General features: G+C 69.6%; 24 protein-coding genes and 3 pseudogenes. 16 read left to right on the forward strand and 11 right to left on the reverse strand.

Annotated elements, in window-relative coordinates:
• Nucleotides 1-79: 79 nt before the first annotated feature.
• From ABZ098_RS30500 to ABZ098_RS30520, 5 genes and pseudogenes are all read left to right on the forward strand, one after another.
• Nucleotides 80-1,033 (forward strand): LysR family transcriptional regulator, encoded by a 954-nt coding sequence (locus tag ABZ098_RS30500; RefSeq protein WP_356596570.1) that lies wholly within the window; start codon nt 80-82, stop codon nt 1,031-1,033.
• 110 nt (nt 1,034-1,143) lie between these two features.
• Entirely contained in the window at nt 1,144-3,396 is a 2,253-nt protein-coding gene (locus ABZ098_RS30505) for an MMPL family transporter (RefSeq protein WP_356596572.1), read from the forward strand.
• Between the two features lie 100 nt (nt 3,397-3,496).
• Nucleotides 3,497-4,216, forward strand: coding sequence for a response regulator transcription factor (locus tag ABZ098_RS30510; RefSeq protein ID WP_356596574.1), 720 nt, complete (start codon nt 3,497-3,499; stop codon nt 4,214-4,216).
• A complete protein-coding gene (locus ABZ098_RS30515; protein WP_356596576.1) occupies nt 4,213-5,628 on the forward strand; it encodes a HAMP domain-containing sensor histidine kinase in 1,416 nt (471 codons plus the stop codon). Before ABZ098_RS30510 ends, ABZ098_RS30515 begins: the two co-directional genes overlap by 4 nt.
• Nucleotides 5,629-5,653: 25 nt before the next feature.
• A pseudogene (locus ABZ098_RS30520) lies at nt 5,654-5,844 on the forward strand (hypothetical protein); the annotation flags it as partial.
• A 464-nt stretch (nt 5,845-6,308) separates the two neighbouring features.
• Here ABZ098_RS30520 and ABZ098_RS30525 read toward each other — a convergent pair.
• On the reverse strand, nt 6,309-6,989 hold the full coding sequence (locus ABZ098_RS30525; protein WP_356596578.1) for a response regulator transcription factor: 681 nt from the start codon (nt 6,987-6,989) through the stop codon (nt 6,309-6,311).
• Between the two features lie 290 nt (nt 6,990-7,279).
• On the opposite strand from ABZ098_RS30525, the gene ABZ098_RS30530 reads away from it, so the two are divergent.
• The 6 genes and pseudogenes from ABZ098_RS30530 to ABZ098_RS30555 form a co-directional block, all read left to right on the forward strand.
• On the forward strand, nt 7,280-7,504 hold the full coding sequence (locus tag ABZ098_RS30530; protein ID WP_356596580.1) for a hypothetical protein: 225 nt from the start codon (nt 7,280-7,282) through the stop codon (nt 7,502-7,504).
• Between the two features lie 59 nt (nt 7,505-7,563).
• On the forward strand, nt 7,564-8,049 hold the full coding sequence (locus ABZ098_RS30535; protein WP_356596582.1) for a MarR family transcriptional regulator: 486 nt from the start codon (nt 7,564-7,566) through the stop codon (nt 8,047-8,049).
• A complete protein-coding gene (locus ABZ098_RS30540; protein WP_356596584.1) occupies nt 8,046-9,464 on the forward strand; it encodes an MFS transporter in 1,419 nt (472 codons plus the stop codon). The genes ABZ098_RS30535 and ABZ098_RS30540 overlap by 4 nt, the downstream gene beginning before the upstream one ends.
• 85 nt (nt 9,465-9,549) lie before the next feature.
• On the forward strand, nt 9,550-9,954 hold the full coding sequence (locus tag ABZ098_RS30545) for a PaaI family thioesterase (protein ID WP_356596586.1): 405 nt from the start codon (nt 9,550-9,552) through the stop codon (nt 9,952-9,954).
• Between the two features lie 28 nt (nt 9,955-9,982).
• On the forward strand, nt 9,983-10,627 hold the full coding sequence (locus ABZ098_RS30550; protein WP_356596588.1) for a TetR/AcrR family transcriptional regulator: 645 nt from the start codon (nt 9,983-9,985) through the stop codon (nt 10,625-10,627).
• A 724-nt stretch (nt 10,628-11,351) separates the two neighbouring features.
• Nucleotides 11,352-11,754, forward strand: a pseudogene (locus ABZ098_RS30555) (ATP-binding protein); the annotation flags it as partial.
• Nucleotides 11,755-12,241: 487 nt separating this feature from the next.
• Here ABZ098_RS30555 and ABZ098_RS30560 read toward each other — a convergent pair.
• Both ABZ098_RS30560 and ABZ098_RS30565 read right to left on the reverse strand, forming a co-directional pair.
• Entirely contained in the window at nt 12,242-12,397 is a 156-nt protein-coding gene (locus ABZ098_RS30560) for a hypothetical protein (protein ID WP_356596590.1), read from the reverse strand.
• A 91-nt stretch (nt 12,398-12,488) separates the two neighbouring features.
• Entirely contained in the window at nt 12,489-12,857 is a 369-nt protein-coding gene (locus tag ABZ098_RS30565) for a hypothetical protein (protein ID WP_356596592.1), read from the reverse strand.
• A gap of 405 nt (nt 12,858-13,262) precedes the next feature.
• Between ABZ098_RS30565 and ABZ098_RS30570 the strand changes: the two genes are divergently transcribed.
• Nucleotides 13,263-14,816 carry an alpha/beta fold hydrolase gene (locus tag ABZ098_RS30570; protein WP_356596594.1) on the forward strand — a complete coding sequence of 518 codons (1,554 nt, stop codon included), beginning with the start codon at nt 13,263-13,265 and terminating at the stop codon, nt 14,814-14,816.
• Between the two features lie 269 nt (nt 14,817-15,085).
• Here the strand turns inward: ABZ098_RS30570 and ABZ098_RS30575 are convergent, their stop codons facing one another.
• Nucleotides 15,086-16,144: a hypothetical protein gene (locus ABZ098_RS30575; protein WP_356596596.1), complete on the reverse strand. Its 1,059-nt coding sequence runs from the start codon at nt 16,142-16,144 to the stop codon at nt 15,086-15,088.
• 173 nt (nt 16,145-16,317) lie between these two features.
• On the opposite strand from ABZ098_RS30575, the pseudogene ABZ098_RS30580 reads away from it, so the two are divergent.
• Nucleotides 16,318-17,202: pseudogene (locus ABZ098_RS30580) on the forward strand (IS5 family transposase).
• Between the two features lie 15 nt (nt 17,203-17,217).
• Here the strand turns inward: ABZ098_RS30580 and ABZ098_RS30585 are convergent.
• Nucleotides 17,218-17,613 carry an Imm7 family immunity protein gene (locus ABZ098_RS30585; RefSeq protein ID WP_356596598.1) on the reverse strand — a complete coding sequence of 132 codons (396 nt, stop codon included), beginning with the start codon at nt 17,611-17,613 and terminating at the stop codon, nt 17,218-17,220.
• A gap of 236 nt (nt 17,614-17,849) precedes the next feature.
• Here ABZ098_RS30585 and ABZ098_RS30590 point away from each other — a divergent pair, with 236 nt between their 5' ends.
• The 3 genes from ABZ098_RS30590 to ABZ098_RS30600 all read left to right on the forward strand — a co-directional run bounded on the left by ABZ098_RS30590 (nt 17,850) and on the right by ABZ098_RS30600 (nt 18,781).
• On the forward strand, nt 17,850-18,164 hold the full coding sequence (locus ABZ098_RS30590) for a hypothetical protein (RefSeq protein WP_356596600.1): 315 nt from the start codon (nt 17,850-17,852) through the stop codon (nt 18,162-18,164).
• Nucleotides 18,100-18,378, forward strand: a complete 279-nt coding sequence (locus ABZ098_RS30595; protein WP_356596602.1) for a hypothetical protein — start codon at nt 18,100-18,102, stop codon at nt 18,376-18,378. The genes ABZ098_RS30590 and ABZ098_RS30595 overlap by 65 nt, the downstream gene beginning before the upstream one ends.
• A gap of 232 nt (nt 18,379-18,610) precedes the next feature.
• On the forward strand, nt 18,611-18,781 hold the full coding sequence (locus tag ABZ098_RS30600; protein ID WP_356596604.1) for a hydrophobic protein: 171 nt from the start codon (nt 18,611-18,613) through the stop codon (nt 18,779-18,781).
• Between the two features lie 309 nt (nt 18,782-19,090).
• On the opposite strand, the gene ABZ098_RS30605 is transcribed toward ABZ098_RS30600, so the two are convergent.
• The 6 genes from ABZ098_RS30605 to ABZ098_RS30630 all read right to left on the reverse strand — a co-directional run bounded on the left by ABZ098_RS30605 (nt 19,091) and on the right by ABZ098_RS30630 (nt 25,022).
• Nucleotides 19,091-19,315 (reverse strand): lamin tail domain-containing protein, encoded by a 225-nt coding sequence (locus tag ABZ098_RS30605; RefSeq protein WP_356596606.1) that lies wholly within the window; start codon nt 19,313-19,315, stop codon nt 19,091-19,093.
• Nucleotides 19,316-19,395: 80 nt separating this feature from the next.
• Nucleotides 19,396-20,007, reverse strand: a complete 612-nt coding sequence (locus ABZ098_RS30610; protein WP_356596608.1) for a hypothetical protein — start codon at nt 20,005-20,007, stop codon at nt 19,396-19,398.
• A gap of 129 nt (nt 20,008-20,136) precedes the next feature.
• Nucleotides 20,137-21,369: an XdhC/CoxI family protein gene (locus ABZ098_RS30615; protein WP_356596609.1), complete on the reverse strand. Its 1,233-nt coding sequence runs from the start codon at nt 21,367-21,369 to the stop codon at nt 20,137-20,139.
• The gene (locus tag ABZ098_RS30620) at nt 21,362-23,479 is read right to left on the reverse strand and encodes a xanthine dehydrogenase family protein molybdopterin-binding subunit (RefSeq protein WP_356596611.1); all 2,118 of its coding nucleotides are present in this window, start codon (nt 23,477-23,479) and stop codon (nt 21,362-21,364) included. The genes ABZ098_RS30615 and ABZ098_RS30620 overlap by 8 nt, the downstream gene beginning before the upstream one ends.
• Complete coding sequence (locus ABZ098_RS30625) at nt 23,476-24,468, reverse strand: xanthine dehydrogenase family protein subunit M (RefSeq protein ID WP_356596613.1); 993 nt, start codon at nt 24,466-24,468, stop codon at nt 23,476-23,478. Before ABZ098_RS30625 ends, ABZ098_RS30620 begins: the two co-directional genes overlap by 4 nt.
• Nucleotides 24,465-25,022 (reverse strand): 2Fe-2S iron-sulfur cluster-binding protein, encoded by a 558-nt coding sequence (locus ABZ098_RS30630; RefSeq protein ID WP_142146786.1) that lies wholly within the window; start codon nt 25,020-25,022, stop codon nt 24,465-24,467. The genes ABZ098_RS30625 and ABZ098_RS30630 overlap by 4 nt, the downstream gene beginning before the upstream one ends.
• Nucleotides 25,023-25,127 lie beyond the last annotated feature (105 nt).

A 25,127-nucleotide genomic window follows, 5' to 3' on the forward strand; every position in this document is an offset into this window, starting at 1 on the left:
CCGTAACGGGCAAGGTAGGTTTTCCCCCATGGAAAGCCCGCGGCGTTCTGGTCGCCCCTGGTCCAAGAGCCGTTCGGCCGTGGACGATCTGCAGTTCTTCCACGTGGTCGCGTCGAGTGAGACGCTCACGGCCGCCTCACGAGAACTCGGTTGCTCCCTGCCCGTCGTCAGCAAACGCCTCAGTGCGCTGGAGCGTCGCCTGGATGTCCGGCTCGTCCAGCGCGGCGCCCGCCGGCTGGTGCTGACGTCGGAGGGTCAGCTCTACGCGGCGCGCGTCGAGGCGATCCTCGACCAGGTACGCGAGCTCGAGGACACGATCACCGACACGGCCGGAGGGTTGCGCGGGTCCGTCGTCGTCGAAGCCACGCTGGGTCTCGGCCGCGCGCATATCGCGCCGCTGCTCGGCGAGTTCGCCGCGGCCCATCCCGAACTGCACGTCCGGATGCAGACCTCCGCGCTTCCGCTGCGGCCCCACCAGCGTGAGTTCGACGTGGCCGTCCACGTCGGCATGCCGCCCGATTCCTCGCTGCGCATGCGTCGTCTGGCCAAGAACCGCCGTGTGCCCTGCGCGGCGCCGTCCTACCTCGCCGCGCACGGCACCCCGGGAAGCATCGAGGATCTGGCCCACCACAACTGCATCGTGCTGCGGGAGAACGAGAGCGATTTCGCCCTGTGGCGCTTCGGGGATTCGGACCGTCCCCGGCATGTGCGGGTGCAGGGCAGTCTGTCCAGCAACGACGGTGACGTGGTGACCGGCTGGGCGCTGGAGGGCCGTGGTGTGATCATGCGCTCGGAGTGGCACGTCAGGCCGCATCTGGATCGCGGCGAGCTCGTCCGGGTCCTGCCGGACCTGTCGACACCGGCCGCCGACATCTATGCCCTCCTGGAGGAGGACGGGCATGTCCCGCGGCGGGTGAGTGCCCTCATCGACCACCTCGCCGCGCGGCTGCCGCTACGGCTGGAGCACGCCACGGACCGGTCCGCCGACAGGCGGAGCGCCGACCAGCCCCTGCCCGGTGACCGGCGTGCCTGACGGTGCGGGAGCCGAACCGTCAACAAACCCTCAAGTTCTCTGTGCGGCGGTCGTCAAGTCCAGTCAGAAGGATCTGGCGGGTCGACTTCCGAGCAGTGAGGGAATCTGTGATGGCCACGCTCTTGTACCGGCTGGGCGCGTTGGGTGCCCGTCGGTGGCGAACGATGTTGATCGGGTGGATCCTCGCCCTCGGCGCGGTAATCGGGTTGGGGGTTGCCTTCGCCGGCTCCTTCGCCGACAGCGGCTCCATTCCCGGGTCGCCGGCCCAGACGGCCCTGACGAGGATGGAACGGCACTTCCCCGAGCCGGACGTCCAGTCGGCGCGGATCGTGTTCCAGGCTCCGCCCGGCCGCAAGGTGACCGAGCCGGATCTGCGGAAGTCCCTGAAGGCCACGCTGGAGGCCATGGGCCGAGTCTCCGGGGTCGGCGAGGTCAGCGACCCGTCCGAGAACGGCACCGTCTCCGAGGACGGGCGCACCGCGGTGGCGGAGGTCACCTTCACCACGAAGGAGGCCGACGACGTGCCGGCCGGCACGCTGGACGCGGTGCGGGCCGCCGGGAGCGCGGCCGAGCGGGCGGGCCTGCGGACCATCTACGGCGGTGAGCCCTACGAGACCTCGCAACCGCCCGTGGGGCCCAGCGAGTTGATCGGACTGGGAGTGGCCCTGGTCATCCTCGTGATCACTTTCGGGTCGCTGCTCGCCGCCGGTCTGCCGCTGATCACCGCGGTGCTCTCCATCGCCGGTACGGTGGCCGCGATGATGGGCTTGGCGACGGTGTTCGACGTCTCCGACAACGCGCCCACCCTGGCGATCATGCTCGGACTCGCCGTCGGCATCGACTACGCCTTGTTCATCCTCTCCCGTCATCGCGCCCAGTTGGGTACCGGTATGCCGGTCAGGGAGTCCATCGCCAGGGCCACCGCCACCGCGGGCAGTGCCGTCGTGTTCGCCGGCGCCACCGTCCTCATCGCGCTCGCCGGACTGTCGGTGGCCGGTGTCCCGATGCTCACCTCCATGGGGCTGGCCTCGGCCGGAGCGGTCGCGGTCGCGGTCATCACCGCACTGACCCTGCTGCCCGCGCTGATGGCGATGGCCGGTAAGCGGCTCACACCCAAGACGCCCCGGTCCGCCGCCCGGCGCCGCAGGTTCCTGCCCATGGGCCGTCAGCGCGCGCTGGAACCGGCGTCGCACAGCGGCCGGACGTCCACGATGGGCGTGCGCTGGACCCAGGGCGTCCTGCGCCACCCCGTGCGCAACCTGATCTTGGGCACCGCCGCGCTGATCGCCCTGGCAGTTCCCGGCATGGAGCTGAAACTGGCCCTCACCGACGAAGGTTCCAGCGACACGAGCCGTTCCAGCCGCCAGGCCTACGACGCGATCGGTGACGCCTTCGGTCCCGGCGCCAACGGCCCCCTCGTCGTCCTCGTCGAGAACGACGACCCGGCCACCGTCGACTCCACGGCCGCCGCCGTGGAGGACGAACTCCGGGAGGTCGACGGGATCGCGGACGTCAGCGGTGTCGACCTGGCCGAGGACGACAGGGCGGCAAGGATCCGGATCATCCCCGAGACCGGACCGCGGTCCGAGGGGACCAGCAGCCTCGTGGCTCGGCTGCGCACCCAGATGCAGCCACTGGCACAGTCCAGCGGCTCCTACGTGGCCGTCACCGGCATGACCGCGGTCAGCATCGACGTCTCCGACAAGCTCAGCGGCGCGCTCGTACCGTTCGTGATCGTCGTCGTCGGCCTCTCCTTGCTCCTCCTGATGATCGCCTTCCGGTCGATCGCCGTCCCGGTCAAGGCGACCATCGGGTTCCTGCTGTCCGTGGGTGCCGCCTTCGGCGCCACCGTCGCGGTCTTCCAGTGGGGCTGGCTGGCCGGAGCGCTGGGCGTACCCAGCGAGGGCCCGGTGGCCAGCTTCGTGCCCATCATCGTGATGTCCGTGCTCTTCGGACTGGCCATGGACTACGAGGTGTTCCTCGTCTCCGCCATGCGCGAGGACTACAACCGCCACCACCAAGCCCGGACGGCCATCCTCAACGGAGCCCGCAACTCCGCCCGTGTGGTAACTTCTGCGGCGCTCATCATGATCTCGGTGTTCGTCAGCTTCCTGTTCTCCCACGACCCGGACATCATGCCGATCGCCTTCGCCCTGGCCTTCGGAGTCATGGTCGACGCCTTCCTGGTCCGCATGACCCTCGTGCCGGCGATCCTGGCACTCCTCGGGGACCGGGCCTGGTGGCTGCCACGACGCCTCGACCGAGTACTCCCCCATCTCGACGTCGAGGGCGAGAACTTTCCCGCCCCTCAGTCGGCGGCCCCACACGCACCCGCCACGGAATCCGCCCCCGCACACCTGTGACCACACCATGACCAGCAGCGCCGCTACCGGGACACCCGAGTCGGCCCCACCGGCGGCAGCGGCAGACCCCGGTCTTCCGCTGCCGCCACCAGGAGCACACATGAACGCCGTCAACACGCCGGCCACCGCCGACCGCGTCCTCGTCATCGACGACGATCCCGGTATCAGGCGCCTGCTGATCTCGGCACTGCAGTTCGCCGGATTCGACGTGGAAACGGCGGGCGACCTGAGCGAGGCCCTCGACCAGGTCGCCCGCCACCCCCCGGACGTCATCGTCCTCGACGTGATGCTCCCCGGCGCCGACGGCTTCGAGATCCTGCAGCTCCTGCGCTCCCGCGCCATCGACGTCCCCGTCCTCTTCCTCACCGCACGAGACGCCGTCGAGGACCGCGTACGGGGACTGCGCCTGGGCGGCGACGACTACGTCACCAAACCCTTCAGCGTCGTCGAGGTCGGCGCCCGCCTGCAGGCCCTGCTGCGTCGCGCCCGGGGCGGAACCCCCGCCGCGGAGGAGACCCGTCTGTCCTGTGCCGACCTCACGCTCGACGACCTGCGTCACGAAGTCCGCCGGGGCGGACAGCTCGTCGAACTCTCCCCCACCGAGTACCGGCTGCTGCACTACCTGCTCGGTCACCAAGGGCAGGTCCTCTCCCGCGCCCAGATCCTCGAGGCCGTGTGGCAGTACGACTTCGGCGGAGACTCCGTGGTCGTCGAGCGGTTCGTCTCCAACCTTCGACGCAAGATCGACCATGGCCGTACGCCGCTGCTGCACACCGTCCGCGGCGTCGGCTACACGCTTCGAGAGCAGGACGACACGTGAGACTCCGCGGCCGTCTTCCCTGGGCCTTCTCCAGCGTCCGCCTGCGCCTGCTCGCCGGGCTGGCCGTTCTCCTGGTCGTCGGCCTGGTCGCCAGCGCCGTCATCAGCGCCCTCCTCCTGGAAGACTTCCTGGACAAGCGAAACCAGGACACCCTCAAAGCGAACGCCCAGCGATTGACCCGGGTCATCGGCCAGGGACCGCAGACCGCCGATGCCGACCAACTCGGTGCCCTCCTCGGTTCGCCCCTGGGCACGGTGGCCGTCGACAAGCACAACAACGTCCTGCTGAGCACCGGCTCCGCGTCCCGGGCCGCCGACGATGTGGCGGCACGCAGCGCGACAGCGCCGACGGGACATCTGGTCACCCTGGAGGGCGGCGACCTCAGCGCCATACGCATCCCCAGCCCCGGCCTGATCATCGACCGCGGGCCCGCCGAAGGCACCGTGGCACCGGCGACGGTCATCCTCACCATCGACACCTCCGTCGACGACGCCACCACCGACGCGCTCATCAGGCGTCAACTGACCTTGATCGGCGGCGCGCTGCTGGTGCTGCTGGCCCTGTCCGTCATCGTTCTGCGTCTCGGCATGCGCCCGCTCGCCCGCATGGCCCGAAGCGCCGACACCATCGCCGCGGGCTCCCTGACCGAACGGCTGCCCACGCACCGCAACGGCAGCGAAGCCGATCTGCTGGCCAAGGCGGTCAACCGGGCGTTCGACGCCCAGGCACGCGCGGAGGCGACCGTTCGGTCGCTGGCCGCCGACACCTCTCACGAACTGCGCACGCCCCTGTCCACCATCTCCGGCTGGCTCGACCTGCACCGCCAAGGCGGCCTTTCCGGTCCAGGCCTGGAAACCGCACTCGACCACATCGAGAACGAAGTGGGGCGCATGCGCCTGCTCGTGGAGGATCTCGCGCTGCTCGCCCGCCTGGATGCCGGCCGACCTGTCGAGCAGGACGACGTGGACCTCACTGTCCTGGCCGCCGGGGTCATCGAGGACGCCCAGATCATCTACCCCCGACGCGACATCGCCATGGCACCCGCGTTGCCCGCACCCGTCGTCGGCGATGCCGCCCGTCTGCAACAGGTCCTGCGCAATCTCGTCGGCAACGCCGTCCAGCACACTCCAGCTCAGGCCTTCGTGCGCGTCGAGGTCTCCGTCAGCAGTGAGACCGTACAACTGAGTGTCATCGACAACGGCCCTGGAATCTCACCTGAAGACCTGCCCCGCGTCTTCGAGCGGTTCTGGCGCGCCGAGGCCAGCCGCAGCCGCGCCTACGGCGGTTCCGGTCTCGGCCTGGCCATCGTGGAGGCCATCGTCCACGCCCACCAGGGACAGGTGGACGTGCACTCAGACCTGGGAGTCGGAACCACCGTCACCATCCGGCTCCCGCGCGGCCATCGCCCGTGATGACCCGCGCACGGCACCTGACCGGCTGACCCACACCAGACACCCGCGGTCCGTCGCGGGACCCTTCCCGGAGCGTGTGACGGTCACCCCAGACGCCGATGCCTACCGCTACCGGTATCGCCCTCCTCCGCCGAGGGCACGGCCGACTGGAAATCGCTCAGCTGGACGCCGGCCGCCGAGCGGGTCCACAACATCGCGGCCGGCCTGATCCTCCTGCGGGGCCCGGCGTCATGCAGGGCTACCACGGGTTGCCCCGGAAGACCGCCAAGGCCCTGGACCCCACAGCTGGCTCCACACCAGCGACACAGGCGAACTCTCGAACGACGGCTGTCTGCGCATCACCGACCGCAACGAGGTCGCACCTCTCACGGCCTGGCGGCAAAGCCGTACGAGGAGGTCGTCTCGGCACCCTCCTCGGTGGTGCGGATCGACGGGTATGTGCGACAGCTCAGCGCCGGGCTTCAACGGTGGCAGAGCGTCAAGGGGTTCCGCCTGCTGCCCCGCGAGACCTGATTGTGGACCGTGGCGAGATCACCCGAGCCTGGGACAGAGGCGGACGGTGGTCGAGCGCGCACGCAGAACCTCATCGACGAGATGCACCAGGGCACACGCGAGGCGTAGGCCGGGCATGCACCTGGGCAACACGACTTCCTGCCACCCGGGTTGTCGGCCGTCCGGGGCTACGAAGCCGCTTGCAACCGGGAGGCGATGAAACTTGTGGGTGTCATGCCCGGCACGATGAGGCCGCTCTCATAGGCGAAGGCGATCAGGTGTCCGCGTCGGCGGATTCCCAGCTTGCTGAGCATGTGCGTGATGTGGGTCTTCACGGTGAGAGGACTGAGACCGAGGTCGCGGGCGATGGAGGCACTGTCCTGGCCGCTCGACAGCATGGTGAGGATCTCGCGTTCTCGGACGGAGAGATCCCGGGTGAGCTCGGGCGTGACCCGCCCCTGCGCCTTGTTTACAGCCGGAGCTGTTCCCAGGGCTACGACGAGCCCGCCCTTGCACACGGTTTCCAGAGCGGCGATGAGCTGGGAGGCGCTGACATCCGCGCCGAGGACCCCCGTGGCGCCGGCTCGCACTTGGGCATCGACCTCCTGATCACTGGGGGCGCCGAAGACGACGGTTCTCGCCGCGGCACAGATCTCGGTGATCTGGGCAGTGAAGTCATCCAGTGGCCCGGTGTAATGAGAACGGTCGAGCACGATGACGTCCGCGTCGACACCTGCATCGAGCAGGTCCGTCAGGTCCTTGCCGTGCGCGGCGGTGCCAGCCACCCTCATGGTGCCGCTCGCATCGATCACCTTGGTCAGCGCGGCCCGCATCAGGGTCGGCCCGCCTGCGACGATCACCTTGTCCACGTGTCCTTCTTCTCGGCTCGACAGCCGTTCCGTCACCGCCCGTCCGGCACACATGCTCAGACGTGACTGGTTTCCGGGATGACCTGCCCCATCATTCATGCGGCACTTGACGGTCGGCCCGCCGCGCACCTGAGCGTTCCTTGACGGTTGCCGAGTGACGGCCTCCCCCTTCGGCCGACCGCCTCGCGCCCGACCACCGGTTTCCTGTGCGCCTACGACGATGCCGTCGACGCCGTCCAGTAGGTGCGGGCTCACTCGTCTGGCCCCGCTTCCACTGACCGTGCCGGTCGGTGCGGTCCTTGTTCGTCCTGGACCCGTTGCGTGACGAAGCCCGCCCGTTCCGGGAGCGGCTGCTTATGAAGGGTGTGACGGTGCTGCCCTTCGAGGAGCCGACCCTGCCGCACGGATTCCGGCAGTACGCGCCACTCGCCGATACCGCGGCGGACGGCGCGATCACCATGTGCGAGGCATTCCGAGATCTCCTCGACAGCGCCACGGACAGGCCGGTTCCCTGAACACGACCAACTAGACAGCTCAGGTTGTACAGCTTGGGCTGTCTTTTTAGCATGGGGACATGACGCCAGCGGACGAAGAGCCCTTGACCGAGGCCGCCGTTCAGGCTGCCGGCGACATCTGGGTGGTGTTCGGCCGGCTCCGCCGCAGGCTGCGAGCCCTGGAAGCGGCCGAGGAAGCGATGGGCCGGGGCGGAGGCGGGGAGAGGGAACCCTCCCCGCCGCAGAGTTCGGTCCTGCGCCGTCTCGCCAGGAACGGTACCGCCTCCGCCAGTGATCTCGCCGCTGCTGAGGGCGTACGGCCTCAGTCGATGGCGAAGACCGTCATCGCCCTTGAAGAGGCCGGACTCGTCTCACGCAGCCCGGACCCCGATGACGGGCGGCGGCAACTCGTCTCCCTGACCGACCGGGGCCACCAACGACGCAGGGGTGAGCGCCTCGCCCGTCAGGCGTGGCTCGCCCGGGCCCTGCAAGCGCACGGCACCGAGGAGGAGGTGCGGGCGGTCATCACCGCAATGGCGCTGCTCGACAAGGTGGCGCAGGCATGACGCGTCCAGCCTCGCGCGGACGGCGTCGGGCAGAGACGGGCGGCTTCGACCGGCGCCTGATCGCACCGATGATCCTGGGCTCGGTTCTCAACCCCATCAACTCCTCCATGCTCGCAGTCGCGTTGGTGCCCATCGGCCGCGCCTTCGACGTGCCTCCCTCACAGACGGCATGGCTCGTCTCGGGTCTCTATCTCGCGACGGCCGTCGGCCAGCCGGTGATCGGCCGGCTGGTCGACGCGTTCGGTTCGCATCGGCTCTACTTGCTGGGCGCCGCGCTGGCCGGCCTGGCCGGACTGCTCGGCGCCCTCGCTCCGAACTTGTGGGTGCTGGTCGCTTCCCGCGTCCTTCTCGGATTCGGCACCTCGGCGGCCTACCCGGCGTCCATGTCGTTGCTGCGCTCGGAGTCGGAGCGCACCGGCCGGAAGAACCCGAGTGGCGTCCTCGCCGCGCTGTCGATCTCCAATCAGGTCATCGCGGTCGTCGGGCCGGCTCTCGGTGGCCTGCTGATCGGCACCGGTGGCTGGCACCTGATCTTCGGCATCAACGTGCCGCTGTCGCTCATGTGCTGCGTCCTGGGCACACTGTGGCTGCCACGCGCGACGCCACCGGGCAGGACGGTACGCGTCGATGTGCCGGGCATGCTGTGGTTCGCCGGATCACTGACCGCGTTCATGTTCTTCCTGATGAACCCGGCGGTCGCACACTGGTATCTGCCGGTGCTCGGCCTGGCTGCGGGCTCGGTGTTCGTGCGCCGCGAACTCGGCACGGACCAGCCGTTCATAGATCTTCAAGTCCTCGGCGGCAACGGACCGCTGCTTGCCACGTTCACCCGCCAGTGCCTCGCCTACACCACGTCGTACGCCTTCTTCTACGGCTACAGCCAGTGGCTCCAAGAGGGCCGAGGGCTCAACGCGTCACAGGCAGGTCTGCTTCTGCTGCCGCTGTCCGCGACGGCCATCGGTGTCACCGCGCTCACGGGACGCCGCGGCCGGGTACGGGGCAAACTCGTCGTCGGCGCGCTCTTCCAATGCCTCGGCTGCGCGGCGCTGTTGCTCCTGCACGCCGACAGCCCGATGTGGCTGCTTGTCGTGCTCAGCGCGGTCGTCGGCATCCCGCACGGGCTGATAGGACTGGCCAACCAGAATGCCCTGTACGCACAGGCCGATCCGACCCGCATGGGCTCGTCCGCGGGACTGCTGCGCACGTTCATGTACATCGGCGCGCTGTTCGCGGCTGCGGCGAGCGCCGTGTTCTTCCGCGACGGCGCCACCAGTCCCGGACTGCATGCCATGGCCTGGTCGCTCCTCGGTGTGGCCGCCGTGTTCCTGGTGCTGTGCACGGCCGACCGCTCGCTGGCCCGCGCCACGACACCTGGCCAAACGACCCCCGCTCCCCGCAAAGGGGCTTATCCGTAGCCGTCGTACGTGATCGGACATCCCCAATTGACGGCCTGAGTTAACGCCGATAACTTATCGTACTTAACTCAGATGGGAGCAACCAGTGCCCGCACTCGCAGCCAACGACGTCTACGCACTCGCGCCGTACGCCAAGACCCTCGGAGTCGTGTTTGAAGACATGACTCCAGCCGGCGTTCGAGCCACGCTGGCACACGATCTCTCGCTCTCCACGGTGGGCGGTGGCCTCCATGGAGGAGCGTTGATGGGCCTCGCCGATGTGAGCGCCGCCGTGTGCGCCGCCCTCAACGGCCCGGTCGGCGCGGCACCGGCCACTGTGGAGTCGACCACGCACTTCCTCCGGCCGGCACACACAGACGTCGTCGCCACAGCTCGCCCCCTGCGCGTCGGCCGTAACACCGTCATCGAGGTCGACGTGCACGACGCCGAAGGCGAACTGTGCGCCCGGGTGACCCAGGTGGTCACCGCCGTCAAGCCGAAGACATCCTGATGCCGCTCCCTGCGGAAGGCCCCTTCCTGTGACCGGCTCCCGCGTCCGCGCCGCCAAGGGCCAGGGCGGCCTGCTCCGCGAGCAGCTTCTCGACATCGCCGATCAACTCCTCGAAGAGGGCGGTGCCGACGCTCTTACGATTCGCGCGGTGGCGACACGCGCGGGAGTCACCCCGCCGGCCGTCTACCTCCACTTCGCCTCGAAGACGGAACTCGTCCACGCCACGTGCCTGCGTGTGTGGAGTTCACTGTTCCTCGAGTTGGAAGAAGTGTCCCGGGGGGTCCCGGATCCGGTCACGGCGCTCTACGAAACCTGCGTCGCCTACGTCGCGTTCGGGCTTCGCCATCCCCCCCAGTACCGACTGGTGATGGATGGCGAGGCCACCGAGGCCAGTCGCCAGAACGCGGATGCGTGTTTCCGCTATTTCCGGGACAAGGTCACAGCCTGTCTCGATGCCGGGGTACCGGTCGAGAGCACGACGGAAACCGCCAGGCTGCTGTGCGCCGGCGTGCACGGCGCCGTCTGTCTCCTGATCCACCAGGAACGTGGCGCATGGCCTCGGGACACCGCTCGCTATGTCACCCGAGTGGCGTCCGCGGCCGTCCACGGCGCCCTTTTCACCGCTTCTCACGCGTCGCCACCCTCGATGTCCGCCGTGATGCGGTCGGGCTGAACCCGGTTCGCCGACGGAGTCCGGTGGCCGACGGCGCATCGACAAGGCGGTGCCCACCGGGCTCGAAGTCACATCGTCTGTGACAACTCCCCCCCACACACACGACACCGCCGAGATCCGGACGTGGCTCGGCAAACACCCCCGTTCCACGTCCGTTTCACTTTCACCCGGCTCTTCCTAGATGAACCAGGTGCGGCGGTGGTTCGGCCTGCTGACCGAACAAGCTCATCCGCCGCGGCGTCCCACCTCCGTGAAGGAGGTGGGGGGCTTGTCTGCCTCGACGGCGGCCGCTTTCCACAGTCGCAGCAGCGGACGGACGGGGATGTCCAGGGCGCGCACCACGCTGTAGGCGATCTCCCAGCGGGGTAGTAACCCTTGCCGCGCAGCAGTTCCGACAGCCGCGTCTGGGAGTATCCGGAACGGCCCACGAGGTCGTCCAGGGTCAGGCCGCTGGCGACGAACCGGCTGCGAACCGGCTCCAGCCAGGTGCGGTGGGCGGCGCCAGCGCTCTCGCAGATCGGTTCCGGGCGCCAGCCGCGGCGATGCGGTGGTGGTTCCCCGGCGGGCTGCTCGGGGATCTGAGACGGTGTCACCGGTAGGGCTCCTCGCTGCCGTCCGCCCTCTCGGCCGGGGTACCGGCTGCCGCGGCAGAGGTCTCGGTGCTGGTGCCGCTGAGCGCGGACACGGTCTGGCGGCCGAAACTGCCGTGGTCGGCGCCTGCCGGATGCTCCGGCTCCCTACCATCCGCGCAAAGTTCCTGGACCTGGCCGAGCAGGCCGCCCGCGAGCAGATGTCCTACCTCACCTTCCTCACTCAACTGCTGCTGGTCGAGTGCGACGACGGCGCCCGACGCCGGTCCGAGCGCAGAATCAACGCCGCAGCCTTCCCGAGGCAGAAGTCGCTGCGGAAGTTCGACTTCGACGCCAACCCCAACATCGACGCGGCCGCCGTCCACACCCTGGCGACCTGTGAGTACGATCGCCCGCTACGGCCGTGTCGATCTTTTATGCATCGACGAGCTCGGCTACATGGACCTCGACAAGCACGGCACTGAGCCGCTGTTCCAGGTTCTGAGGGAACGCGAGGAGAAGAACTGCGTCGCCATCGCCTCCCACGAGGCTTTCGGCAAAGCGCACACCGGCGAGGCTGTACCTGGCAGCGCCGAAACTTCACGGGTTCCGGCAGGAACGCGGATGCTGCATGATCGAACGATGCTGGTCGAACTGGTGAAGGTCGCAAAGTTTCCTTGGAGCCCCTGGCTGGCCCAGGTCCGGACGCCGTTCGGCGGGACAGCGGTCCGCTGGTGCGGTGACCAGGCCGTGAAGCCGGGCATGTACCACGTTGAGTGGACGGTCGATGAGGACATCGCCTGGGGTCGGAACGCGAAACCGGCTGTCGGCGTCGGCCCGGGAGTCCGACCTGGCGGGCACTGCGTTGTCCTGCGCGGACGGCTGGACCTCACTGTGGACGGCGCCGCCGTGCTGGACTTCGACGGCTCGCAGATTCTGCTGGATCTTGCCGATGCGCTGCCCGAGGGTGTTGCCGGCACGTGGGTCGAGCTCTTCATAGAGCGCGAGAAGATCGCTCTCTACCCGTACGAACTCTGACCAGAGATCAGTCGTTGGCTGGCGCCCACTCCGCCGAGCGGGTCTCATCAATGCGGTCGGACAGACGGATCATGGTGGCCTCGGGGTCCATGCCGAAGGCGGCGGCGACAAGCTTGGGGTCCATCGTGTTGACCAGGTCGAGCAGTCGAGTGCAGCGGATCATGCGGGGCGGGAAGCCACAGGCGTCGAGGACGTGACTAACGTAGGCGGTGGTGACGCCGGCCCCCGGCCGGATTTCGTCTGACGGGTGACCATCACATGCGGGTTGTCCGTCTTCTGTTCTTCACGGTGGGCCAGGCAGCGTTCCACTGCCGCCCAAGACGGCGGCAACAGGGCGAGCATGCCCGGAGGGCCTCGTGCGGGTGGACGGCTGGATCCGTCGTCCAGCGGCGGAACAGCAGACGTTGCTGGTCAAGCGTCAGAGTCGTGCCGGTGAAGCCGCTCGGTCCTGTGGCTGTCAGACCCCGGGCGGGATCGACGAGGACGATCTTCCGGGTTCGCGCGAAGCGGAAGAACCGTCCGAGCACCACCAGCCGACGCTCAGCGGCACTACGCCGCGCTGCGCGAGCTGGTGGCCCGACGAACCGGAACCAGTCGGGCATCTGCGCGATGAACGCGTCCACGCCCGTCCAGGCGGGCGGGACGTGGGCACCGTTGCGCCGGTACTCGGCGCAGTGCGGCTGCTGCCACGGGTGCGGCACCGCCTCTGCAGCCGCCCGGGCTTCGGCGAGAGCGCGGGTTGTCCTGGTCGTCCAGGAACCGCAGTGCGCGGTGCAGCGCCTCACGTGCTGCCGTGGTGCCGGGTGCGCGAGGGCGGTTCGGGTGGCCGTGAACTCCTCAGTCCCAGCGGCGAGTCGAGCATCGTGCTGTGACCGAACACGTTCACCGGGTTGGGGATCCGTGACGCCAGGAGTTGAGCTTCTGGCGGAGACGGCTTGTACCCTGCACTCATTTCGACGATCGGACGATCACGCACACGGGCAACCGGGCACCGGGCGGGCGTCCAGGGGCGGGAACGCGGGGATTCGATGAGTGCCGAACATTTGATACGAAGCCGCAGAACGGGCCTTTCGGTCGGTGCGCGGATTCTCGCCGTGGTCGTCCTCGCTGCGATCGGTGCCGTCGGCGCCTGGCTTCAGCATGACGCTCGCGGCCGGAGTGCTGAGCCGCGTACGGAGTTCACCGCGAACAACCCGCCCGCCGGTCTGCCCACCGCGCTCACCACCGGCCAGCACCTGCGCTGGTCCCCCTGCACCTCGCCGCCCACCGCGCGCACGGGCTACGACTGCGCCGTCATGAAGGCCCCTCTCGACTACCGGAAACCAGATGGCAGGACGATCGACGTCGCCCTGATCCGCCGTAAGGCCACCGGCCCGAACGCCCGGCGCATCGGCTCGCTCGTCCTCAACTTCGGCGGCCCCGGCGTATCCGGCGTGAGCGGACTACCCACACACCTCAACCAGTACGAGCCGCTCCTCGACCGCTACGACCTGGTCTCCTTCGACCCGCGCGGCGTCGGCGCGACCATCCCTGTGCGCTGCGGCAAGAACGCGGACGACACCGGCTACGACGGGGCCGACGCCTGCGCCGAGCACTCCGGGGCGCTCCTCCCGTACGTCGGTACCTCGCACACCGCCCGCGACCTCGACCTGATGCGCTACCTCCTCGGCGACGAGCGGCTGCACTACTTCGGCGTCTCGTACGGAACGGCGCTCGGCGGGGTCTACGCCCACCTGTACCCGTCGCACGTCGGACGGCTCGTCCTCGAAGCGTCCGTCGATCCGACCGAGGACCTCAGCGAGCAGCAGGTGTCGCAGGTCAAGGCGGTCCAGGCGGCGTTCGACCGGTTCGCTGCGCACTGCGCGGCCCGTATCCGCCACTGCCCGACCGGCGATGGGCCCGAGGAGGCCGCGCGACGCATGGCGCGCCTGGCCGACCGCCTGGAGAAGACGCCCGCCCCGGCCGGCGGCGGCAGGAACCTCGACGCCGACGCCCTCGCGCTCGCCGTCAGTGACTTTCTCGACCTCGGCACAGACGGCTGGTCGCCGCTCGCCAAGGCGCTCGCCGCGCTGATCGACCACAATGACGGCGGTCCGCTGAGCAAGGGCGCGGACGACATCGGCTCCGCCGACCGCGCGGCGACCCCGCGCGACAGCAGCCGCGCCGCCCGGATCGCGATCACCTGCGCGGACTCCAGTCTGCGTCCTGGCTTCGAACGCCTCGACAGGGACGAGGCCCGTATCAAAGCGGCCTCACCCGTCTTCGGCGCGGCCTGGTCCACTGGCGTCTACCTCTGTTACGACTGGCCGTTCGACGGCGAGCGCGCCACGCTCCAGGTGAACGCCGACGGCGCGGCCCCTGTTCTGGTGGTCGGCGGAACCGGCGACCCGACTACCCCGTATCCCGGCGCCCGCCACATGGCCCGCGCCCTGGGTGACGGTGTCGGCGTGCTCCTGACGGCCGAGGAGGAGGGCCACGGCACATACCCGCAGAACCGCTGCGTCGCGCAGGCGGTGGACAAATACCTCCGCACGGGCCGCACTCCGGCCATGGGGACGGTGTGCCGGGGCAGCATGTCCTGAGGCCCGTACGGATCCGCCGGGCGGCCGTCAGCTCACCGGTTCGTCTGCAGGGGCCGTGGGCGTGCACCACCACACCGCGCGGTCCCAGGCCGCCTTTGGCTAGGTGCCGGGGCAGAGGTCGGAGCAGAACAGCCGGACGATGCGCAGGCAGGCTGCGAGGATACGCTCAGCATCCGCCCCGACCGGCGGCTCCCCTCGGCTCGGGACGGTCCGGAGCCTCCACCGATCCCGGAGCGGTTCACTCCGACCTGAGTGGACTGTGTTGGCTGTCAACTGTTGCGGCGTGTCCACTGCGCGGCCCGGACCGTTCCCTCCTGAATGGCCTGCCGGGGCAGTTGGAGGTCGAAAGCGTCCTCCAGGGCGTGGAAGTACAGCTCGAACTCGCTGGTGAGGTCGGGGTGGTCCAATTCGGCACGGCGTATGGCCTGGTTGAGGAAGTCGAGCTGACCGCCTCGGAAGTAGGGGGCACGGCCTCGGTCGTACCAGATCAGCTCGAGGACGCCCCAGTCATCGTCGATTCGGCGGCCGTCGCGTATGTAGTCGAAGGTGTAGATGGCCTTCGCGGAGGTGGCGCTCAGGTGCACCGTCTCGGTGACACCGAGACGGGCAAGAGCCTCAGGACCGGGCCCGAAGCCGGGGGTCTCGTGGTACATCAGGAACGCCCAGTCGCCGGCCTGCCCGTAGCAGCAGGTTTCCCAGACGATGTCCCAGTGGTCGAAGGCCCCGCCGTCCATGCTGCGCAGATCCACAAGACGGGTCCCGGCGGCGATCTGTGCTGGGTCGGCTCCGTGGAGCAGGGCGATCTGTTCGGCGCTGATGCTCTCGCCGCGGAAGAAGGCGAGGTGGGTGTAGGGGTCCTGCTCGCGCCAGCTGCCGGCGATCCAGGCGAGGCGCTCCAGCGGGTCGCGCCCGCACGCAGCGGAGGGCTGCGTACCGTCCATGCCGCCGTTGCGGAATCGGCTGCCCCAGGCGAGGTTGATCCGGTCCAGCAGCTCGGCCTGCCCGGAGACGAGATTAGCCACCGGGCCGCGACCCGGGGACCGGGCCGCGATGTGCTCGGCAAGCTTGCGGACCGCGTCCTCGGCGGCGAAGTACAGCACCTGATCCAGGTCCTGAGTGACGAAGACCTCCCGATAGGGACCGATGTGGCCGCGCACCGTGCCGTCATCGTCCAGGACCAGGAAGAGACGACCGTGCGGCTCGCCCACGTGCTGCTCGTACTGGTCGGGTGAGGTGCCGATGGGCGGGAGCATCGCGTCGTCGAGCACGTCAGAGGCCGCGGACACCTGGTGCCAGGCCCGCTTGAGTGTGTGCGCCAATATCTGCATGGGCGTCAGTATGCGACCGGCCACTGACACGGTCGGCTGTTCTGCGACGACTCGGCTGAACGGCAAAGCTCAGCGCCGCCTGGGTTCGGTGTCGAACGCCTTGTCCTCTGGCCCCAGCCCACCTAATGTCTGTCCGGCGGATCATAAGTGTTTCGGCTTGCGGAGCCGTGTAGTTGGTCGTGGGCCGTGGCGATCTGACGAACGAGGAATGGCGCCGCCTGGAGCCGCATCTGCCCGTCCGCGGTCGGCGTGATGGGCGGTGGGCCAGTCACCGCAGAGTGATCAACGGGATCCTCTTCCCTGAACGGGCCGGGATCCCGTGGCGGGATCTGCCGGAGAGGTTCGGCAGGTGGAAGACCATCTATGAACGGCACAGACGCTGGTCCGCGGACGGTACCTGGGACCGGATCCTCCAGGCGGTCCAGTCCGACGCCGACGCGGAGGGCCGGATCGACTGGAGCATGTTGGGCGTCGGCTCCACGTCCTGCCGTGCCCACCAACACGCCGCCGGCGCCCGCAGGAAGACACCCCGCACACCGAAAAAAGGGCCACGCCCCGACAGCACCGCCCCGACGAGGTACTCGGAAGGTCCCGGGGCGGCCTGACGAGCAAGATCCACCTGGCCAGTGAAGGTGGTCGCAGACCCCTCGCGCTGCTGGTCACTCCAGGCCAGTGGGGCGACGCACCACAGATGATCGCCGTACTCGAACGCATCCGAGTGGCCCGCAAGGACGAGGGGCGCCCGCGCACCCGGCCGGGACACCTGAGCGCGGACAAGGCGTACTCCTCCCGCAGGAACCGCCGCTACCTGCGCAGACGCCATATCAGGCACACCATTCCCGAGCCGAAGGACCAGAGGGCCACCGTCGGCGTCGTGGCAGCCGCGGCGGCCGACCACCGGGTTCAACAAGGGGCAGTACAAGCGCCGCAACGAAGTCGAGCGGACGATCAACCGCCTGAAGAGCTTTCGCGCCGTCGCGACCCGCTACGACAAGCGGGCCTACGTCTTCCACGGCACCGTCACCCTCGCCGCAAACCGACTCTGGATCCAAACGTGATTCGCCGAAGACGCCTCAGTCGATGCAGGGATCCTCCACTGTCGGGATACACGGAGACAGCAGCGCCTCGGTGTGCTGCGTGAGCACGCCGCGAACCAGCCTGAGCATGCGTACCTCGTTTCCGTGGTCGGGTTCTTCGTCATCGCGAACGTGGAGGAGCCCATAGGAGCCAGGGGCAACCACAGCCACATGCTCGAACAGTTCGACAATGTCAGGCGCCGAGCGGTGATTGGAGTGGCCGCCGAGGTGGATGAACGGCGAGCCGTTCATCCACCTGAGGTCAAGCAAGTACGGGCTGTCCATCTGGGCGATGCGAAGCCGAAGCTCGTTGACGATCTGCTGCAGATTAGCCTCATCGTCGTCACAAGCTGCGGTCTCCCTGACCGTGATCCAACCGTGGTACTCGAACATCCCGTGATCGTAGTGCGATGGCCTGCTTTACCGTGCCGATCGCAGCATGATCCGCCGGACAGGCCTTAGTCCGCGATCGCCGGCACCCGCAGCCCTGCCCAGCTCAGCTCGACCATCCGTGCCCGCATCACCACATCTCGCGGCGCCTTGCGCACCCGCGACAGCCGACGCACCACTGCCCGCTCATCCTGATCACAGTTTGGCCGTGCCCGTGACACCACCGTCCAGCGCCCGCCGTGTGGAACGGCCTGTGCGACAGCTACCACCCGACCCAGGTCCTCGCCGACCTGCTCACCCTCCGCGAGGACTTCGCTGACCTGAAGAGGCTGACTCTGACCTACGTCGGCGACGGCCGCAACAACATGACCATCACCCTCGCGGTGGCCGCGGCGAAGCTCGGCCTGGATCTGCGCATCCTCGCGCCCGAGCCGCTCCAGCCCGATCCCGCGCTGCTCGCCGAGATCCTACGGCGACGTCTGGGTCCCCATGGGCGAGGAGGACCAGACCGAGACGCGCACCGAACTACCGCGCTTCCTGAAGGTCACCGGTGAACTGATGGCTCTTACCGGCCGCAAGGACACCACCACCTACCTGCACTGCCTCCCCGCGTTCCACCTGCTCGACACCGAGACCGCCATCGCCCACCCGGACATCTGCGAGGTGGACGACGACGTCTTCGAGGGCGCGCAGAGCCGAGTCTTCGACCAGTCGGAGAACCGCATGCACGCGGCCGAGGCGCTGATGCAGCTCACCATCGCCGACTGAGTGGCACCGCGGGCCCGGTCCCAGGCCCGGCGCATCCCGCCGTGATCCGGTGTTGTACGGGCACAGATCGGCTGCGGCACGGTCTTCTCGGCTCAGTTGCGTGGGTGCCGGGGCAGCATCGCGTCGTACGGGCAGGGACCGGCACGTCGACCGCCTTGGCTACGACGCCCCGGAAGCGCCGGCACGCGGACGGCTGACCCGGGCGCCGGCAGCCCTGCCACAGGCCTGCGCAGTGGAGAAACCAGGAAAAAAAGGTCACCGCGTCCCCCGCAGATTCGGCGCGGGCTTCGCGCTGAAGGCACTGTGGTGGATCGCCGTCATCGTCCTGGTCGTCTGGCTGCGGGGCTTCGTCATACGCTCCGCCGACACAGGGGGCCGCGAGGGACGCTGGTATCGCTGGTAACCCGCCACGCAGCAACATGTCTGTGGCTCCGGACGCATCCGGAGCCACAGACATGTCCCGTATCAGGCCAATTCCGTCGCATAACGGTGTAACCACCACCTTGCCGGGAACCGGGCCTCATAGCTGGGGTCCGGCGGGCAGCGGAACCTGCGCCTCCAAACCACCGGACCCTAGCCACCACGAGATCGCGCCCCGGGCCGCGATGCTCTGCTGGCCCGCCGTGCGGCCGCGGGCTGTATCCCGCTGGCCGAGGCGACGGATAGCCCCGGCAGGCGGATCAGCCGGAGCCACGTCCGTCACCTCGCGGCATCACCTCGTGCCGCGGGTGCAGGAAACGGGGTCAGCGGTCGTGGCCGCCGCCGCGGTGGCGGTGCCCGCCCCAGGAGGCGTCGTCGATGAAGCGGCAAGGGTCCAGCCACCGAGGTTGACCGCCCGGCGGCTGGTGTTGGTGAGTTCCACCCACTCCTTCTTCAGCAAACGCCGCGAGCCGTCGCCACGGCCGGGCGATTCGTACTGCACCGCGCTGATCTCCACCCTCCCCCGCTCGACCCGGGCATGGTCAGCGGCCGACGACGGCGGTGGACAGCCGACAAGCTGTACGGCTGTCCACACCGCTATCGGCCACTGTCCCGTCTGCGCTCGCTGCGCCGCAGTGTGCGACGCTCCTTTCCCGGTAGGGTCGCGGCCAACTCGCCCACCGGGGACACGTCGTGGCCTGTGCCGTCCCGGCTGCCCCGGCACCACCACACCACCGGGTCCGACGCGTCCGCCTCGCCCCCGCACCAGTCGTCGGCGGTCCCTGCGGGACGAACGTGCAGCCCCGTCTTGTGCTCCCGGCAGACCGGCCACACCTGCCAGAGCAGCTCCATGACGGTCTCCTGCGCCGCTTCCGTGACCAGCGTCAGGGCCGCCATCGCATCATCCGGCTCCGGCAGGTCACCTTCCTCCAGGTCGACCGCGTTCACGGAATTGCCCTGCCAACGGCCGTCCGGCATCGCCACATAAACCAGTCCCCTGTCGATCCCGCTCGCGGGCAGCGGCTGCCAGGACGGGGCGACCATCAGGATCAGCGCGTCCTGACCGGGCAGGGTCGCCGTCACGTCGCGATTGACCACAGCCAGTGCGGCCTCGAACTTCGGCCACTCACCGGGCTCGGCCTGCCTGGGCTCCGAGAGATCCGTCCGGTCATGACCAGGACCGATGCGGTCATACGAGAAAGAGTTCACCGAGACATCGTCTCAGCCAGGCGGAATGCGGATCAGTCCTTGTAGCACGGCAGGTTCTCCGTGGAGACCGTCCAGTCGCCGATCGTGCCGTCCTTGCCGTACACGAAGCCCGCGGCGCATGGGCAGCCATTACCGCAAGCTCGGCATGGACGTGCGCATCGCTACGGTGCTCCGCGTCCACGGGCCTGAGCTCGTCCCCGCGTCATGCGTGTCCTCCTCGTGGTGGATCGGTCCCCCCGACCCGGTCAGGGGCGTGCCCTTTCCGCCCCGTCGGGTGGCGATGATCTCCGCCGCGATGGACAGGGCCGTCTCCTCGGGTGTGCGGGCACCGAGATCGAGGCCGATCGGCGACCTCAGCCGGGCCAACTCCCCGTCGGTCAGGCCTGCTTCCCGCAGCCGTCTTTCCCTGTCGGCGTGCGTCCGCCGTGAGCCCAGCGCGCCGACGAACGCGGCCGGCATCCGCAGGGCCGCCTCCAGCAGGGGCACGTCGAACTTGGCGTCGTGGGTGAGCACGCACAGCACGGTGCGCGCGTCGGTCGCGGTGCGGCGCAGGTAGCGGTGCGGCCAGTCGACGACGACATCGTCGGCCTCGGGGAAGCGGGTCGTGGTGGCGAAGACGGGGCGGGCGTCGCACACGGTGACGTGGTAGCCGAGGAACTTGCCCACCCGTACGAGTGCCGCGGCGAAGTCGATCGCCCCGAAGACGATCATGCGGGGCGCAGGCACACTCGACTCGATGAGCAAGGTCAGTCCGGCGGGGCAGCGTGAGCCGTCCGCCGACAGCTCGACCGTGCCGGTGCGGCCGGCGTCCAGCATGGCGAGGGCTTCACCGGCCGCCGTACGGTCCAGTTCCGCCTGCCCGCCGAGTCCGCCTTCGTACGAGCTCACCCGGGAGGGCCGGGACGGCTCCCCCACCGCTTCGCCCGGCCGCACCAGCAGGGCCGTGCCGAGGAGATCGGCGGGGCCTCGTACGACGCGGGCGAGGGCTGCCGGCTCGCCCCGGACGGCAGCCGACAGGGCCGACCGGAGCACCGGCCTTCCAGGCGCGTCGGTGCCGACCGGGGTGACCATGATGTCGATGACCCCGCCGCAGGTCAGGCCGACCGCGAAGGCGTCCTCGTCGCTGTATCCGAACCGTTCGACGACCGTCTCGCCGTGCTGCAGCGCCTGGACGCAGAGGTCGTACACCGCTCCCTCCACGCAGCCGCCGGAGACGGAGCCGATCACCGTGCCCTCGCTGTCGACGGCGAGGGCGGCGCCGGGGCCGCGCGGGGCGCTGCCGCCGACGGCCACGACGGTGGCGACGGCGAACGCGCGGCCCTCCTCCATCCAGCGGTGCAGGTCCCCGGCGAGGTCAAGCACGGACGCCTGCCGTCAGGACGCGGTCGGGGCGGATCGGCAGGTCCCGGTGGCGTACGCCGGTCGCGTGCCAGACCGCGTTGGCGACGGCCGCGGCGGCGCCCACGATGCCGATCTCGCCGATGCCCTTGATGCCGACCGGGTCGTCGGGGTCCGGGTCGTCGATCCAGTCCGCCTCGATGGCCGGAACGTCGGCGTGGGAGGCGACGTGGTAGCCGGCGAGGTCGGCGCCGTAGTGGCTGCCGAGGGCGCGGTCGCGGACCGCCTCCTCGTGCAGGGCCATGGAGATGCCCCAGGTCATGCCGCCGACGAACTGGTTGCGGGCGGTGAGCGGGTTGACGATCCGGCCGGCGGCGAAGATGCCGAGCATGCGGCGCACCCGGACCTCGCCGGTGGCGGGGTCGACGGCGACCTCGGCGAACTGGGCGCCGAAGGAGTGCCGTTCCGTCCTGGCGAGGGCGCCGAGGGCCTCCGTGGTGTCGGACCGTACGGTGATCCCCTCCGGCGGGATGTCGGCGCCGAGGGCGAGTTTCTCCCGCAGTTCCTTCGCGGCGGCCATGACCGCCCACGCCCAGGAGCGGGTGCCCATGGAGCCGCCGGCGATGAACGCGGGGCCGAGGTCGCTGTCGCCGATGCGCACCCGGACGCGCTCCGTCTCGGTCTGCAGGGCGTCGGCGGCGATCAGGGTGAGTGCGGTCCGGGCGCCGGTGCCGATGTCGGCGGCGTTGACCCCCACGGTGAAGGTGCCGTCCGCCTCCGCCGTCACGGCCGCGGTGGACGGGCCGGCCCCCGCCGGGAAGGATGCGGCCGCTGTCCCGGTGCCGAGCAGCCAGCGTCCCTCGCGGCGCAGGCCGGGGCGCGGGTCACGGTCGGCCCAGCCGAACCTGCGGGCACCTTCCCGGAAACAGGCGATCAGATTGCGGCCGCTGAACGGCAGCCCGGACACCGGGCCCGCCGCGGGGTCGTTGCGGGCGCGCAGTTCGATCGGGTCGATTCCGCACTTCTCGGCGAGTTCGTCGATCGCCGACTCCAGTGCGAACGATCCCGGTGCCTCGCCCGGCGCGCGCATGTACGTCGGGGTCGGCACGTCGAGGCGGACGAGCCGGTTGGCGGTGTGGTGGGCGTCGGCGCCGTACATGGTCCGGGCGGGGCCGGCGGCCGATTCGATGAACTCGTGCACGGTGGAGGTGGCGCTGAGGGAACGGTGCTCCAGCGCGCGCAGCCGGCCGTCCGCGTCGGCGCCGAGCCGCAGCCGTTGCCGGGTGGGGCTGCGGTAGCCGGTCAGGGAGAACATCTGACGGCGGGTCATGACCACGCGGACCGGGCGCTGCAGTTCGGTCGCGGCCATGACGGCGGCCACCTGGTGTGCGCGGATGCCCTTGCTGCCGAAGCCGCCGCCGACGTGCTCGGAGCGCACCCGGACAGCGGACGGGTCGAGCGAGAACATCTGCGCGAGTTCGCTCGCGACCCAGAAGGTGCCCTGGTTGGAGTCGACGACTTCAAGACGGCCGCCGTCCCAGCGGGCGGTCGCCGCGTGCGGCTCCATCATGCTGTGGTGCTCTTCCGGGGTGGTGTACTCGGCGTCCACGACCACCGCGGACGCGGCGAGTTCGGCCTCCAGGTCGCCGTTCTCGATCACCGCCGGCCCATGGCTGTCGAGCGGGTAGGCGTCGGGGTGCTCGCCGGCGAAGTCGACGTCGTGCGGCTCCTGTTCGTAGTGCACCACCAGCGCTTCGGCGGCCTCCCGGGCCCGTTCGGAGGTGTCGGCGACGACCAGCGCCACCGGCCAGCCGGCGTGCGGCACCCTGTCGTGCTGGAAAACGGCCGCGGTCGGGTCCGGAACGCCCAGCACACCGACGTAGCCCGTCTCGACCCGCGGGGCGTTGCCGTGGTGCAGGACGGCTATCACGCCGGGCATGGCGAGGACGTCCGCGCTGTCGATGGAGCGGATGCGGCCACGGGTGACCGTGGAGAGCACCAGCCAGCCGTACGCGAGGTCGGCGAACGGGATCTCACCGGCGTAGCGGGCGGCTCCGGTGACCTTGTCGCGGCCCTCCACGCGGGTGTGCGCGGTGCCGACGGCGTTCTTGCGTGCCGTGGGGGTGGTGGTCATCGGGCGGCCTCCTCGGTCAGTTCGGTCAGCACGGCCACGACGAGGTTGCGCATGAGGGTCACCTTGTATGCGTTGTGCGGCAGCGGTTTCGCCGCGGCGAGTTCGGCGTCCACGGCGGCGGCGAAGGTCTCGGCGTCGGCAGGCGCTCCGGCGAGGACGCGTTCGGCCGCCGTCGCCCGCCACGGCCGGGACGCGACCGCCCCGAAAGCGAGGCGTACGTCGCGTACGAGGCCGTCCTGCACGTCGAGCGCGGCGGCGACGGAGCCGATGGCGAAGGCGTACGAGGCCCGCTCGCGCACCTTGCGGTAGCGGGACCGGGCGGCCACCGGAGCGGGCGGCAGGGTGACATGGGTGATCAGCGCGCCCGGCGGCAGCGCGGTCTCGCGGTGCGGGGTGTCCCCGACCGGCAGGTAGAAGTCGGCCAGGGGCAGTGTGCCGGGGCCGTCGGCGGTTTCGTACGACACGACGGCGTCGAAGGCGGTCAGCGCGACGCCCATGTCCGAGGGGTGGATGGCCACGCAGTGCTCGGAGGCACCGAGGACGGCGTGGTTGTGGTGCTCGCCCTCGATCGCGGGGCAACCGCTGCCGGGCACGCGCTTGTTGCAGGGCTTGGTCACGTCGGTGAAGTAGCCGCACCGGGTGCGCTGGAGCAGGTTGCCTCCGACGGTGGCCATGTTGCGGAGCTGGCCGGAGGCGCCGGCCAGTACCGCCTGTGCCAACGCCGGGTAGCGGCGGCGGACTTCGGGGTGGGCGGCGAGGTCGCTGTTGGTGACGGTGGCGCCGATGCGCAGGCCGCTGTCCGGCGTCACCTCTATGCCGTCCAGGGGCAGTTCGCGGACGTCGACCAGGCGGGTGGGGCGCTCGACGCCGGTCTTCATCAGGTCGACGAGGTTGGTGCCGCCGCCGAGGAAGCGGGCGTCGGGGTCGGCGTCCAGCAGGGCCAGGGCCCCGGAGACGTCGAGGGCCCGGTCGTAAGCGAACTCCCTCACGCTGCCGCCTCCTTGGTCTTCGCTTCCGCCGCCTGGGCCACGGCCTGGACGATCGACACGTACGCGCCGCAGCGGCACAGGTTCCCGCTCATCCGTTCCCGGATCTCCTCCGCGCTCAGGGGTGGTGGTCCAGCCTCGGGGCGGACGTCGTCGGTGACGGCACTGGGCCAGCCGGCCGCGTGTTCCTCGATTACCGCGATCGCCGAGCAGATCTGGCCAGGGGTGCAGTAACCGCACTGGTAGCCGTCCAGGTCGAGGAACGCCTGCTGCACCGGGTGCAGTCGGTCGCCCTCGGCCAGGCCCTCGACGGTGGTGATCTCGCGTCCGTCGGCGGCCACGGCGAGTTGCAGACAGGACACCGCCCGGCGTCCGTCGAGCAGTACCGTGCAGGCGCCGCACTGCCCCTGGTCGCAGCCCTTCTTGGTACCGGTCAGGTCGAGGCGCTCGCGCAGGGCGTCGAGCAGGGTGGTGCGGTGGTCGACGGGCAGACTGTGCTTCTCGCCGTTGATGTTCAAGGTGATGTCGCTGGACGTTGACGAGGGGGCTGGGGCCATGTTCAGCCTTCTTTCACGTGTCCCGGACACGTCGGGGCGTCAGTCCGACGCTAGAGTGAGCTCAAGCGGACAATTGTCCGCTACCGGTTCGAACGTAGTGGACAA

It is taken from the genome of Streptomyces sp. NPDC006335, assembly GCF_040612795.1.
GTDB lineage: Bacteria > Actinomycetota > Actinomycetes > Streptomycetales > Streptomycetaceae > Streptomyces.